11 protein-coding genes are annotated in these 13780 nt (G+C 68.1%); 6 read left to right on the top strand and 5 right to left on the bottom strand.

Annotation, left to right across the window (positions count from 1 at the left end; all coding sequences use genetic code 11):
- Nucleotides 1-145: 145 nt before the first annotated feature.
- The 4 genes from WMF11_RS12055 (at nucleotide 146) to WMF11_RS12040 (ending at nucleotide 3524) form a co-directional block, all read left to right on the top strand.
- Entirely contained in the window at nucleotides 146-1621 is a 1476-nt protein-coding gene (locus WMF11_RS12055) for a basic secretory protein-like protein (RefSeq protein ID WP_437908548.1), read from the top strand.
- Nucleotides 1622-1958: 337 nt separating this feature from the next.
- Nucleotides 1959-2153 (top strand): hypothetical protein, encoded by a 195-nt coding sequence (locus WMF11_RS12050; RefSeq protein WP_437908547.1) that lies wholly within the window; start codon nucleotides 1959-1961, stop codon nucleotides 2151-2153.
- Nucleotides 2154-2733: 580 nt separating this feature from the next.
- Nucleotides 2734-3036, top strand: coding sequence for an RNA recognition motif domain-containing protein (locus WMF11_RS12045; RefSeq protein ID WP_437908546.1), 303 nt, complete (start codon nucleotides 2734-2736; stop codon nucleotides 3034-3036).
- Between the two features lie 305 nt (nucleotides 3037-3341).
- Nucleotides 3342-3524, top strand: coding sequence for a hypothetical protein (locus WMF11_RS12040; RefSeq protein WP_437908545.1), 183 nt, complete (start codon nucleotides 3342-3344; stop codon nucleotides 3522-3524).
- 148 nt (nucleotides 3525-3672) lie between these two features.
- Here the strand turns inward: WMF11_RS12040 and WMF11_RS12035 are convergent, their stop codons facing one another.
- Nucleotides 3673-4332, bottom strand: coding sequence for a glutathione S-transferase family protein (locus tag WMF11_RS12035; RefSeq protein ID WP_437908544.1), 660 nt, complete (start codon nucleotides 4330-4332; stop codon nucleotides 3673-3675).
- A 313-nt stretch (nucleotides 4333-4645) separates the two neighbouring features.
- The gene (locus WMF11_RS12030; RefSeq protein ID WP_437977561.1) at nucleotides 4646-6694 is read right to left on the bottom strand and encodes a penicillin acylase family protein; all 2049 of its coding nucleotides are present in this window, start codon (nucleotides 6692-6694) and stop codon (nucleotides 4646-4648) included.
- A 595-nt stretch (nucleotides 6695-7289) separates the two neighbouring features.
- On the opposite strand from WMF11_RS12030, the gene WMF11_RS12025 reads away from it, so the two are divergent.
- The gene (locus WMF11_RS12025; RefSeq protein ID WP_437977560.1) at nucleotides 7290-8771 is read left to right on the top strand and encodes a hypothetical protein; all 1482 of its coding nucleotides are present in this window, start codon (nucleotides 7290-7292) and stop codon (nucleotides 8769-8771) included.
- 120 nt (nucleotides 8772-8891) lie between these two features.
- Here WMF11_RS12025 and WMF11_RS12020 read toward each other — a convergent pair whose 3' ends face one another.
- A complete protein-coding gene (locus tag WMF11_RS12020; protein ID WP_437977559.1) occupies nucleotides 8892-9752 on the bottom strand; it encodes a hypothetical protein in 861 nt (286 codons plus the stop codon).
- A gap of 306 nt (nucleotides 9753-10058) precedes the next feature.
- Nucleotides 10059-10781 carry an SAM-dependent methyltransferase gene (locus tag WMF11_RS12015; RefSeq protein WP_437977558.1) on the bottom strand — a complete coding sequence of 241 codons (723 nt, stop codon included), beginning with the start codon at nucleotides 10779-10781 and terminating at the stop codon, nucleotides 10059-10061.
- A gap of 199 nt (nucleotides 10782-10980) precedes the next feature.
- Between WMF11_RS12015 and WMF11_RS12010 the strand changes: the two genes are divergently transcribed.
- Nucleotides 10981-11661, top strand: coding sequence for a hypothetical protein (locus WMF11_RS12010; protein WP_437977557.1), 681 nt, complete (start codon nucleotides 10981-10983; stop codon nucleotides 11659-11661).
- Nucleotides 11662-11712: 51 nt separating this feature from the next.
- On the opposite strand, the gene WMF11_RS12005 is transcribed toward WMF11_RS12010, so the two are convergent.
- Nucleotides 11713-13587 (bottom strand): hypothetical protein, encoded by a 1875-nt coding sequence (locus WMF11_RS12005; RefSeq protein WP_437977556.1) that lies wholly within the window; start codon nucleotides 13585-13587, stop codon nucleotides 11713-11715.
- Nucleotides 13588-13780: the final 193 nt, after the last annotated feature.

The raw sequence follows: 13780 nt of genomic DNA, 5'->3' as shown, positions 1-13780 counted from the left end.
TGCTTGAATCGATGGACCCCGGAAGCATTGATGGGCTGGCGGGAGCCTATCGCGATGGCTCCCGTCCTGGCGTGCTCGCGGCGAGCGCATGAATCCGACGACTCGCTCGCGTGGGTACGCCCTCTAGACGCGCACAACGAGGAACATGACACGATCGATTCATCACAGTACACGCAAGCTGCTGAGCCGAGCGAGTCTGCTGCTGACGTGCTGGGCGCTGAGCGCCTGCGCCGTCGCCGGGGAGCCCCATGAAGAGGCCCCGGTCGAGACAGCCGAGCTCGCGCTGACGCAGCAGGACTCGGTCTTCGGGTTCGAGAACGTGGCCGACTGGACGGCCTCGGACGGGATCCTAGAATCCTCGACGCACCACACGGAGGGCGCGGCCGCGCTCGGGCTGCGCGACTTCTCGTACGCGGAGCTGACCTCTTCGGCGCTCTCCACCCTGTCGGGCGTCACGGACGAGCTCGCGCTCGACATCCGGGTCCCCGTGAGCTCGGTCTGGGGTCAGGTGCACATGTACGTGAGCAGCCCGACGCTCGGCTTGAACAGGGCCTGGGTGGGCCTGGCCTCGCTGGAGAACGTGCCGGTAAACACGTGGAGCACGCTCTCGTTTGCGGTGCCGGCTCACCTCGAGAGCGCGTTTCAGCAGCAAGTTTCGGATCTCCGGATCACGCTGGCGCTGAACGTGCCGCGCTCCAGCACGGCCACCGTGCTCGACAACCTCCGCTTCGAGGGGGGCACGCCAACTCCGGCTTGCGGCGACGGCAGCCCCTACACCCTCAACGTCACCACCGTCCCAAACTTCAATGACGTCATCCTCGAGGACATGATTTGCACGTTCTACACCGTGTACCCGCAGCTCGTGCAACGCTTCAACCCGGCCGCGGCCACCACGGTGGGGCTGCACATCACCGACCAGCCCGGCATCGCCTGGGCGAGCGGCACCAACACCTTCTACAACAGGCAGTTCATGCTCGACAACCCGCTGGGCGCGGACGTGGTCGTGCACGAGACGATGCACGTCGTCCAGCTCGGGTACTGGGGCGAGGTCCCCGGCTGGATCATCGAGGGGGGCGCCGACTATGTGCGTGACGCCTACGGCCTCAAGAACGAGGAGGCCGGCTGGTCCATCCCGAGCGGGTGGACGTACGGGTCGCATTACCTCTTCGGCTACGGTGATGCGGCCGCCTTCTTCAAATGGATGGACGCGACGTACCGCGTGGGCCTGCCGCCAGTGGTCGACGCGCTCGACGACATCCTGCGTCAAGGGGAGTACTCGAGCGAGACGTGGGTCGACTTGACGGGCTACGATCTGGAGACCCTGTGGCAACAGTACTCGAACTACAACGCCCCGCCGCCTGCCACCTCGGGAATCACCGTGTACGAGCACGACGCCTTCGGCGGCAGGGCGGTCGTGCTCGACCGCGGGCAGTACGACGTTCTCGACATCCGCGCTCGCGCGATCGCAAACGACTGGATCTCCTCGATCCAGGTGCCCCCCGGCTACACGGTCACGGCGTACTACGACGCAGGGTATACCGGCACCTCGGTGCAGTACACCTCCGATGCCCCAACCCTGGGCGCCATGAACGACAAGATCTCCTCCATCGTCGTCGAGTGATGGCCTCGGGCGTTATCGCCGAAGCGCTCTCCTGAGGCTCCCCCCAGGGCTACCCCTCCACCTCGGCCGCCGCCCCCGAGCGCGCCTCGGAGCATCGAGGACGCGCGGCTCGGGGGAGTCGGCGATCCGGATCTGAAGGCCACCGCACGCGGCGAGCTGGAAATAGGGCTTGATGGAGTAGCCCGAGCGGACACGCTGCGCCTCTCCTTCGTCACCGCTTCGGTGGAGCAGAACGACGCTGGGATCGCGGCGTTCGCCGCTAACATCCGCGAGAACCTCGCGAGGACCACGCCATGCTCAAGATCGGGGCCGCACCTCCTCTATCAACGCGCGTAAGGTGGTGTTCACCGCGCAGCCGCTGCATCTGCCCTTCGAATGCATCGACGCCGGCGCAACCTTCAGGATCACGAGGACGCCGGAGTACCTGGCGCGCAACCCGAACGCGCTGGTGCCCACGCTGGAGGACGACTACTTCCGTTTCCAGCAGGTCGACTTCTTCACCGAAGTGCCCGGGCCTACACGCGCTTCTTGATTGACATGATGGCGCGGCCTGTGCGGAATGACGCCCGCGCCCGAGTGCGCCTCGTCGAGGGGTGCGCGCATTTCTTCGAGCCTACGCACCCAGCCGCCCAGGCCAGCCTCGACCCCTCGCGTAGCGCATGATCGTGAGCTCACCGGTTCATGGCAGCGCACCGGACACCTTGACGAGGTCTTGGCTGGGTACAGGGGAGTACTTCTGGAGCCCGGCCACGGCGGCGGGCTCATCACTGGCGGCTCGGCGCCGACTTCTGCAAGAGCCGTCCGCGCCTTTGCCTTGACTTCTCGCAGATCGTCCGGGACGCGCCGCGCATCGAAGAAGCCAGCACGGTACCGCTTGCGCACCACGCCGTGTTGGAGTACCCTGCCCTCCTCACGACGTCACTGGCTCTCTACACGATGCTTTCTCTCCCTCTTCGCGGGGGACGTTGCTCGCGCGGATGACTGGACGACGCACCGTGTGCCTGCGCGAGATTCGTCGCGCGGCACGTCATCGTTCGATCCGCAACGGCTTCATCGAATGACGGGCGAAGAGCGCTCACGAGCGCAACTGCAGGCCGTGAAAGCAACGTTCCATGGGTAATCGTCTTTACGTCGGCAATCTCTCGTACAACACCACGCGCGAGTCCCTCGAGAGCGCGTTCGCCGGCAGCGGCGAGGTCCGCGAGATCTCGATGCCGACCGATCGCGAGACCGGCCAGCTGCGCGGGTTTGCGTTCGTCACGATGGGCTCGGCCCAGGATGTGAACAGCGCGATCTCGCAGCTCAACGGCTTGATGCTCGACGGGCGCGCGCTCAAGGTCAACGAGGCGCAGGAGCGCCCGGCCGGCGGCGGCGGGCGCGGCGGCTTCGGCGGCGGCGGGCGCGGTCGTTACTGATCGCGCGGCTCGTCCAGTCGAAACAGGGCGGCGGACCCGAAGGTCCGCCGCTTTTTTTGCCACCCCGGGAACCTGCACGCGAGCCAGCCGAGCTCGAGCGGGCCAGCGAGCCGCGGGAGAGGGCCTCTCCGCGTGCTCGTCTCGTCGAACTTGCCAGAGAAACCAGGCTGCTCGTATAAAGTGTGGGCACACGCTCCGGCACGACCGCAACCACATGTCGGTCTGTCCGGGCGTGCGCCCACAGATCTCACCGAGAAGCCTATTTCAGGACGCTCGATCAAGGGCGTCCTGAGGCTGGAGTCATCATGCAACGACAGACCGCGTTGAAGCGCCAGAAAGAGCGCGCCCGTATCGAGAAGCAGCGCGAGAAGACGGCGAGCCGCCTCCAGCGCCGCAATGACAAGGGATCGAGCGGCGGCCTGGCGCCGGGTGAAGATCCGGATATCGCGGGCATCGTCCCAGGACCGCAGCTGCCCGCCGTCGATTGAGCCCGGTCACCGCGCCGCGCTGCTCCGCGCGACGCAGGTCGCGAGCCGGATGAACTCGGGTTTGACCACACTTTCCAGCTACGGGCCTGCCGTCGCCAATTGTTCCTCCCGAGGAGTTTGGCTTTGAAGGCCTTGACCATTCACAGCTTCAGGCTGCGACTGGAGCGTTTCGAGCGTAGTCCGCCATTTGGTCGCGCAAGGCCTTTTGGAAGGCTGGCCGCGCCTCACAGCGCTTGACGTAGGCGTCGAGCACGGGAAACTCGGTCACCAGGTCTGTGTGCCGAAGGAACCTCAGCACGGTCGTCATCAGGACGTCCGCCGCGGTGAAGCGATCGACCAGATAGTCGCGCCCGTCGAGCCAAGCGGAGAGCGCGCCCAGCCGAACTTTCACCGCATCCACAGCCGCGGGACGCCGCAGCTTCGCCCACTGTTCCTCGCTGTGCTGCAGGTCCATCGCGAAGAGGTTCTGGATCGGCAGCTCAACCGTGTTGAGCGCGGCGAACATCCAGGCGACCGTGTTGGCGCGGTCGTGCCGATCGGGGGGCATCAGAGCCTCGGAGTCCGCAGCGATGTGATGCACGACGGCGCCCGATTCAAACAGCCCCCGACCATCCGCCTCGAAGGCCGGCACCATTCCGAAGGGGTGCTTCTGACGGTATGCGTGCGAGCTCCGCTCCCCGCCATCGATCAGTCTGACCTCATAGGGAAGTCCGGCCTCCTCGAGCGCCCAGCGCACGCGCAAGTCGCGAACAAGCCCCTGCGCGAACGGCGGAGCCCAGGGCAATCCCGTAACGGTGATCTTATCCATTTGAATTCTTTGCCTCTGTGGAGCTGTATTCCTTGGAGATGGCGCCGATCCTCGGACGATCTTCGCTCATGCTCTCGAGCGAAACATCGTTCTTCGTCGTGCAGAAACCGGCATGCATCAGGCGAATCCGGATGCCGTCGTGGACTTTGGTGAGCGTCCACGTGACGACGGTCTCTCGAACAAATCGCGGAGCGACGCGCGGCCGCTCGGCCCACGAAGACGTACTCCTTGTCGATCTTCATCCAGGGGAGTTCGTGCCGCTCCGCGGAGAGCGCGTCGCGTGCTCACGCGCCGCCCGCCGGCAACGAAAGGTTTAGCGCAGGAGCAGCGCCCCGGGGAGCAACAAATCTGTCGCGAATCCGGTCAGCGGCGGCGCGAGCACGACGACCTCGTACGAGGCGAACGACGCCGGGCGCGGAGATGGGAGCGGCCTGCATTGTTGCAGGTCCCGCCGCGCTGATGAGCAACATTTCCCGCTGTAGCGCCCGCGCCCTACCTCAGGCTCGAGCCCTGGCCTTGCCGATCCGCTGCCGCGCGGGCGGTGACGCCTGCGCGGGGGCCGCGGCCCAGCGGCCGCGGGTCCGGCGGCAGGGATAAGCCGGGCGGTATGCGCCTTCGCTGCGGCCGGGCGAGCGGGGAGCTGCTGCGCCGCCGCCGTGCTCGACCGCTTACCGTCGATCTGCGTCGGGTACACGGCCGGCGGGAAGTCGAACGAGAGGGCGTTGCAGGTCAGCACGTCGACCGGCGCGCGCAGGGACGACCGGCCGGCCACGACGCCGACGTTCGCGCGCGCGACGCTCGCGGTGGCCGTCGAGCTCTCGCCGCCGATCACACGACGAAACGGTGGCTGGTATGCCGCTATGGCTGCGAGCACCGTGTCAATCCCGCCGATGACGAGGTGCGTCTGGTTCTTTCGCCAGAGCTCCGCCTGATCGCGGAAATGTGGGCTCTCGGCGTCCCAGACATTGCCTCCGGGAATGGCGTTCCACGCCTTCGGCCCCGCCGGGTCGAGCTCCACGACGAGCCGTTGCGACGGGCCGTGGACATACCGGAAATCCGGTGACTCGTCGAGCGCCCACGAGAGGCGGTAATCCGAGGAGTCCACCGCGAACTCGTCGCCGCCGCGCGGAAAGCCGCCGCTCCAGAGGGGATCGCTCGGCGGAGGGATGCTGAGGCTGCTGGAGAGGGGGACGAGCGCGTCGAAGGTGACCGTGTGAAAGGCGCCCCAGCGGGGCGCCGCAGCCCCGGAGCCGCCCTGTCGATCGAGCCAGGCGAGGGCGTCGAGCAGGGCGCGCAGCACGCGCTCGTCCCTGGACTCGACCGCTGGCGTGCCCATGTCGTCCCACAGCGCGCTGTCCTGCACGGCCGGATCAAAGGTGGCGAGCTGCTCCCGATCGGCGGAGAACAGGTGGAGCAGCGCCTTCGCCGACAGCTCCCGGGAGAACGACGAGAAGCCCATCTGGCCGAGCTCGTCGCCCAGCACCCGGCGCACCACCCGGACGAGCCAGAGGTTGAAGACCAAGGTCGCCTCCGAGGCGCGGGCGTCGATCGCGCCAGGGCCATCGCCCTCGTCCGCGAGCGGCGTGGCGGTATCGAGATCGATGCCGGCGGCCGCCTTGTAGTCCGCCTCCTTGCCCCAGCCGTCGAGGAGCGCCCGCAGGTCGGCGAGGCGCTGCGGGACGTATGCGGCGTCCGCGACGATCACGGTCAGATCGGGGTGAGTACCGGGCGTCGCGCGCTCCTCGTCGGCGCGGTCCATGGCGCCGAGGAGGTGAGGCACGAGCCTCGCGCCGAGCGCCGACTTGATGTCGCCCTGGATCGCCGCGCAATCCTCCGGCGACAGAGGTCCCTCGTGGGCATCGATCCGCTCCTGGATGCGGCCCTCGCGAAACCCGATGTCGAAGCTGCAACCCAGGTACATGGGGGTGCCGTCGGGGAGCGCGCCGTTCGATGGATCGTTGTCCAGGGAGTCCCCGATGGGGTCGTTGTTCGCCGTGGCGATGTATCCCGCCGGCGGGTTCTTCGCCCGGGGGATGAGGTGCTCGGGGAGCGTCCCGGTCCACTCCGCGGTCCCGTCGCCAGGGAGCACCATGCAGGGGAGGACGCCCGTATAGGTGGCCGCGTCCCAGGCGAACGCCTCGCGAGACCGCGTCGGGATCGCCGCGTGCGTCGTCCAGAGGATGTCGCCCGCGGCGTCGCCCATCACCCAGTTCTGCGCGCCGACGCTGAATTTCGAGAGCGACTCCTGCGCATCATCGACCGAGCGAGCGCGCAGCAGGCCGAAGATGGCCTCCAGCTCCTTCGTCGGCGTGAGCCCCGTCCAGCGGACGCTGAGCGCCCCCACGGCGGGGTCCGGATCCACCACCGCGTGGTCGACGATGGTCGGGTCCGGGCGGCGTCGAAGAACTGCTGCATGGTGATGTCCAGCTCGGCGTCGAACGACAGGAGGTAGCTCTGGAAGCGGCTGATCACGAGCGAGGCGTCCACGAGGTTCTCGGCATAGATATGGGGCCTACCGTCCCTGTCCTGGACGACATCGACGGCAGAGAGCAGGCCGTCGACGGTGAGCCGCCCGTCGACGGGCAGATCCGGCCGATCGCCGAGCGGACCGAACGTCGCGGAGGACGGCGGGCTGCCGTCGGGCGCGCCCGCGTCGGGATCGCTGGGCGCGCCAAGCTGTCTGAATCTTACCTTGGTCCCCCGGGTCGCCGAGGAGGCCAGCGACTGCGGTCGCGCTGCGGCTGATTCATGAGCGCGACCAGATCGACCATGGCTCCGTGGAGCTCGCGGAGCTTCTCTGTTTTGCAATCTGTGTATTTTGCACAAATTTTCTTGACGCCTCACGGGGACGATTATATGTACAATACACATATCCAAAACGCCGTCGAACAAACCGTGGCTCCTTACCAAGCGACCGGCCCCTTCGCTCGTGAAGGATCCGGATGCCCGGAGGTCTTATGCCTGCTTCACTGCGTTCGCGTTCCGTCGCCCGAGTCTCGCTGTCCGCCCTCACCCTCGCCCTCGCCCTGCCAGCCGCCGCCGCGTTCACCGGCTGCTCCGGGGGCGACGAGCCCACGGAGCCCCAGGCTACCGGGAGTAGCCCCACGTTCCACAAGGACGTCGAGCCCATCCTGCAGAAGAGCTGCATGGGCTGCCACTCCGCGGGCAATATCGCGCCCTTCAGCCTTACCGCGTACGACGACGCCAGGGCTGTCGCGGCGCTCATGGTCCAGACGACCAAGGCGGGCACGATGCCGCCCTTCGCCGTACGTGACACGGACGAGTGCTCGACCCGTCACGCGTGGAAGGGCGACATCCGCCTCTCCGACGCGGAGATCAGCACGCTGGAGGCCTGGAGCAAGGCCGGCACCCCCAAGGGTGATCCGAAGGACGCGCCCGCCTCGTTCGTGCCGAAGAGCCCCGGCCTGCCAGGCATGACCCTCGAGGTTCATCCGAACGAGCCCTACGTCACCTCCGGTGAGCAGGACGAGTTCCGCTGCTTCATCATCGATCCCGGGCTCACCGAGGACCAGTACCTCAATGGTCTACAGATGGTGCCCGGCAACCACAAGGTCGTTCACCATGGGATAATCTCCATCGATCCGGAGGGGAAGTCCGCGAGCCTGGCCGGCCCCGACGGGAGCTTTCCGTGTGGCGCCGGCGAGGTCCCGAATGGCGTGGAGATTGGATCGCTCCAGATGCTCACAGCCTGGGCTCCCGGCGCCGACCCGGTCGATCTGCCCGAGGGGGTGGGTCAGCTGATCCCGAAGGGGTCGCTCATCATGATGCAGATCCACTACCACCCCGCCGGCACGACGGCCGACCCGGACCTGACGCGCGTCCAGCTCAGGCTCACCAAAGAGAAGCCGAAGTACGGCTTCCTGTACCACCTGATCGGCAACTTCGATGATCCGGTCGGTCAGTTTGGCTTCGGGCTGCTACCGGGTCCGGGCGACAAGAACGGCGTCGAGTTCCTGATCCCCGCGGACAGCAAGAACCACGTGGAGACGGAGCAGTTCACGGTCCCGGCCCCGGGCTCGCCCGGATCGCAAGAGATGCCGTTCCCGCCGGGCACGCGCATCTATGGCGACTTTCTGCACATGCACTACCTGGGCTTCGACGAGAAGGTGACGGTCACGCGGGCGAACGGCTCACCCGAGCAACCCAAGGAGGAGTGCCTGGCGCACGCGCCGAAGTGGGAGTTCGGCTGGCAGCGTTCGTACTCGTACGACGCGCCCATCGAGACGCTCCCGACGCTCGAGCCGGGCGATGTGCTCCAGATCCGGTGCACGTACAATAACTCGACGGAGAACCCGTACGTGGTCAAGGCGCTCAAGGAGGCGAAGATGATCTCGACGATCGACGTGGCCTACGGCGAGGGGAGTACGTTCGACGAGATGTGCGTCGCCGGGCTCTCGCTCGTGTACCCGATGCCCTGACGGGAGCGGACGCGGAAGGAGTACAAGGCATGGCATGAGGCCGCGGATCGGGTGACGCTCTGCCGCCAGAAGATCCATGCCGGGTTGTGACGAGCGAAGGCGCGCCAGAACGCCTCCGCCTCATTCGGTGGTGCAGTCGGGCACCGAGCTCGGGTCGGCCACCCACGCCGCGAGGCGCGCGGTCCCGGCGTCGCCCCACGCATCGTGCGCGAGCTGATTGAGCCGGCACCACTCATGACGCGTCTGCTGGATGGCGAGCGACTTCGCCGCGAGGTGCTGCTCGACGCGATCGGTCAAGGAGGTCTTGTCCTTGCTGAGCTCGTCGTGGGTCATCGCCACCGGGGGCGGACAGTAGTCGCCTGGCTCGTAGTCGACCGTGCCCGAGACGAGGCCATGGGCGGTCGTCCGCCGCTGGCGGAAGGTCACGATCGCGTACTCCGGGTACGGCGCATCGTCGTCGCGAGTCACCGCAGCCCCCCTCGGCTGTCGGCCCTGCACGACGATGAAGCCCGTCGACGGCACCGCGGAGTACGGCGCGAGCGCGGGGAACGCCGTGAGCGACTGGTCCACGAGGACGTCGCCGCCGAGCTCGACCCAGTTCGTGTGTGCGTAGAAGTCCTGCACCGCGTGAAGCGAACGGGAGAACGCCAGCAATGCCAGCGCATCGCCACTCAGCTGCGCGATGCCCGGGCCCAGCGCCGCCACCGCCTCGGCTTGCTTCTCGGCGATGAAGGCGGCTCCTCCGCTGAAGTTGCAGTCATCGAAGTGCGCAGCATTGCTGAAGTGGAGCTCGGCGTCCGTCGACACATTGCCGATCTTCAGCGCGCTGATCACCGCAGGCTTCAGGAACGACAGCGCGGTGCTGGTGATCTCTTCGTGGTTCGGCTCACCCGGCGCCGCTGAGAACGCGTCGCGGCTCTCCTGAAGCGCCTCTTCCGTCCCAGGCTCGCCGGCGCAGCCGAGCGTAAGCGAGAACCCCATGACTCCAACGATGAACGCAGCGTGCTGATGTATGTCTTGCAGCATGCCTTGTATAACTGCAAAGCGCGGTCCAGGCGTGCGGGCTGAGCGTTCATCGAGAGACACGCGGAAGGAGCTTGCGTGAACGCGCTCGCGCCCGATGAGCGCACCTCATCGCCTGTCATTCCCTTTCACGCGCGAACCGCACGCGTGCCTCACTGCGGCATTCCGCCACACGCCTCCCCTTCTCCCTTACTGCAGCGTCGAGCCCTGCCGGGTTGACCAGCAGCGACATCGGGCGGAGCCGCGGCCCCGCGTGTCGCCGCGTCACGCGCCGAGCGTGGACGGGTCGTAGCGCGTCACCCAGGTCTTGATTTGCAGCTCGCAGAAGATCAGGCGAGGCGCAATGAAGCCTGCCTGGGCCAGGAGCGCGAAGACCTCGGCGTCCGAGGCCGGCATCCTCAACGACGCCATGGCCTTCCGTCGTTGCTCCGCCGCCTCGGGTGGCCGCCCCTCCGCGAGGGCCCGCCGGTCCTCGACGGCGCTCAGCAGCGGATCGTCTCCCGTCCGACAGCCGATCACGAAGGGCGCCCCCGGCTTCAGACGCCCGGCGACCTCCCGCAGGAGCTCGAGGCGCGCCTCATCGCCCGGGACGTGGTGCAGGACGCCGATCATCTGGGCGCCGTCGAACAAGGGCCCGCGCGCGAGATCGCGCAGCTCGCAGGCATGCAGGCTCGTCCGCTCGAGGAGGCCTTCCGCCGCGAGCTTCTCGCTCGCGACGGCGACCATCTCCGGCGAGGGGTCGACGCCCGTGAAACGAACGCCGGCCCCCGCGTAGCGCGCGAGCGGCTTCACCTCGCTCCCGGTCCCGACGCCGACGATCAGCAGCGACGCGGCCTCCTCGTCGGGGAGCGCAGCGGCGATCACCTCGGCGATGACCTGCTGCATGACGCCATAACCCGGCCAGAAGCGGCGCACCTGGTCGTCGTAGCTCAAGGCTCGCTCGCGCCCGAAGCTCACTGCGTGTTTCCCGTGCTCGTCCGTCTTCATCACGCCTTCTCCTCGGCGGACGGTCGCCCGGACCGCCCTCAGAAGGGGAGTATCACCCCTCGTGCAGCCTCGACATGGCGGGGGTTTCGATCCGATTGGCAGGGCTTTCTGTCGCACCCCCCGCGGCCTTGAGCCCACCCGTGCCGGCGCGAAGGTTCTCGCCCTGGCCAGGCGGGGCCCTCTGAGCGATCATGCCCTCGTGGAAGCCCTGCTCCTCTCCGCGCTGGGTGTCGCGCTGACGCTCTGCCTCGGCGGGGTCGGGCTTCGATGGGCGCTGGGGCGCGCCGAGCGAGAGCGCCTGCGCCGGGCGCGGGTCGAATCGATCGCGCAGCTGCGGCCAGCCCGCTTTGCCGCCGCGAGGGGCCGAGCGGTGCCCGTCGGCGAGCCGCTCGTTTCGCCCTTCAGCGGGCGCCCGTGCGTCGCGTTCCGGGTCGTGCGCTGGCGGCAGGAGCGCAAGGGCGGCTTCGGCCCCAACGGCATGGGCTTCGTCTGGGTCGTCGACGACGACGCCGAGTGGGCCCCCGACTTCGCCCTCGACGACGGCACGGGCCAGGCGCTCGTCCGCCCGGGCGGCCACGTGCGCTTCGATCTCGCGGACGCCGAACCGCCCCCGGACGCCGCCGACCACGTCGACACCTTTCGCAGGCGCTACGGCCACGAGCGCGCGTCGTTCTTCGCCGGCTTTCACGGCGCGGTTCGCTATCGGGAGACGGTCGTCGAGGTGGGGCAGCCCGTGCTCGTCGCGGGCACCGCCGCCGCCTCGATCGGGCTCGACGCGAACGACGAGCGGGACGACCATCGCGCGTCGCCGCGGCCCATCGAGCTTCGACCCGGCGACGAGCCGCTCTACATCGGCGACGGCCGACGACCGGACGCGTGATGCCGCAGGTCGTTGCGGGGTGGTGACAGGGCGACGACGCGGAGTGTCGCGTTATCCCGCGGCGCCGGTCCTCTCCCGGAGCGCGTAGGCGACGCCGCTCTTGAGCGTGCTCATGGTCACGATCGATCGGAGCTCCACCCCGAGATCGACGAGCGCCTGCGCGACGTTCGCCCGGATGCCGGTGAGGATGGCCTCGATGACGAGCCTGTCCTCGTCGGGCAAGATCAAGAAACCCCGCTGCGCGCCAGCGCTCTTGATCACGATCCTCATCAGCTGCTCGAGGAGCCTATCGAAGTTGAGCTCGCTCGAGATCGCCTGCGCGGCGTGCATCACCGTCTCGACGTCGAGGAGCTCCGCCGAGGCCGCCCTCGCGCCGGCGTCGGGTCCGGCGAGGCTGTCCGCGCCCGCGGAGGGCGGCGGCGGAGACGCCGTCACCCGCTCCATCGCGCCGCGGACGAGGTCTGGGTAGGACTCCTGCAGGTGCTTCATCTTCGCTATCGCGCCCCACCGCGAGTACGCCCGATACGCCGCCTCCATCGACAGCCGTGCTGCGGCGACCCGCCGCTCGCCGAGCCAGAAGCGCGCGCAGAGCTCGTACGCGAGCGCCTCGTCCGGCAGGAAATGCCCCGCGCGCGCCGCCTCGATCGCCTGATCGTAGCAGCTGGCCGCGTCGGCGCTCCTGCCGAGGGCCCGCATTCGCTCGGCTGCGATGAGCAGCCGCCGATGCTCGAAGTTCTCCGGGCACTGCCTCGCCCAACCCTCGATCTGCCGCTCGTACCGGGCGAGCGCGGCCAGGAGCTCCTGCTGCTGCGCCGGCTCCGCGGTGGGGTAGGCGGCCAGGAGGGTCAGACTCCCGAGATAAGGCAGATCGAGCGAGAACTGCTGGCCGAGCGCGCTCGCGATCCGCGCCTCGGCCTCGTTCATGGCGCGGAGCGCCCCGTCGACGTCTCCGTGGAGATACGCGAGGCGGAGCCGGATGAGGTAATACCAGCACCCGGGAAAGCGCGATCCCCCGCCTTCGGCGCGCGCCAGCGCGTCGTCCTCGTCGAAGCTCGAGCTGCGGAGCAAACGTCGATCCGACGTGCGCCCCATCAGCGCTGCCGCGAGCTGACGGGCGAACAGGATCAAGAGCTCGTTCAGGGTGTCCTTCGTTCGCCGCAGGATGAGCAGCGAGCGATCGAGCTCATCCCCGAGGGAGCCGAGGTCCTCGCCGATGCTGAACCGCGCGTAGAACAGGTGGATGATCGCGTTGGACACAGACACGAAGTCTGCGATCTCGCTCCCCTCCTGGATCGCCCGCTCCAGATGCTCGATGACGAACGTTTGGTGCCTGAAGAGGAAGCCGATGACCCCGAGGACGAAATGCAGCCGCGCGCTCAGCCCGGCGTCCTTGAACCTCTCGTTCAGGCTGAGCGCAGCTTGCCCTAACTCGTACGCCTCTTCCCTCTTCCCCCCGAGGACGGCGAGGTACCACGCCTGCGACATGTACCCGGGCGCCGACATCGGCGAGCTGCCGTGCCGCAGGGAGAGATTGGCGATCTTGAGGCCGGCCGTGATATGGAGGAGCGGACTCGTCAGGAACGCCGGAGGGATCATGCTCGTGAGGAGCCGCATCTCCACGATCTTCGCTGGGTCCGTGGCCAGAGGCAGATCGGCGAGGCTCTGGACGGGGCGCCCGGCCAGCCCCTGCTCGATGCCAGCGAGCTCCGCCGAGAGCGCCGCTTCGATCTCCGCTTCCGTCGCAGGCCAGCTCGAGCCGAGCAGCGCGAGCGCCTCCCTTCCCGCGTCCAGCGCAGAGGCGAAGTTGCCCACGGTGGTGTGACGCACGACGCGCAAGTTGTAGACTTGCGCCCGCTCGACCGCGTTCTTCGCACGGGCGAGCAGCGTCGCAATCCGCGCCTCGGCCTCGTCCGAAGCGAGGAGCACATACCGGCACTCCGCGAGGTCGACGTGAACCGCGAACGTGAGATCGTGCTGGTCTGCCCAGCCGGCGTCTCCCAGGAGCTCCGCGGCCGCTTCGAAGTACCGCGCGGCCGCGTCGTGCGCCGCCGCCTCCCGGGCGCGCCGTCCCGAGGTGGCGGCGCGGGTCGTTCACGAGGCGATCGGTCGGCTGCTCGGC

Origin of the sequence: Sorangium sp. So ce295, assembly GCF_051527405.1 — a bacterium.
GTDB classification, from domain to species: Bacteria; Myxococcota_A; Polyangia; order Polyangiales; family Polyangiaceae; genus Sorangium; species Sorangium cellulosum_B.
The sequence above is the reverse complement of the archived record's forward strand: the minus strand, read 5'-3'. Positions and strand labels throughout refer to the sequence as shown.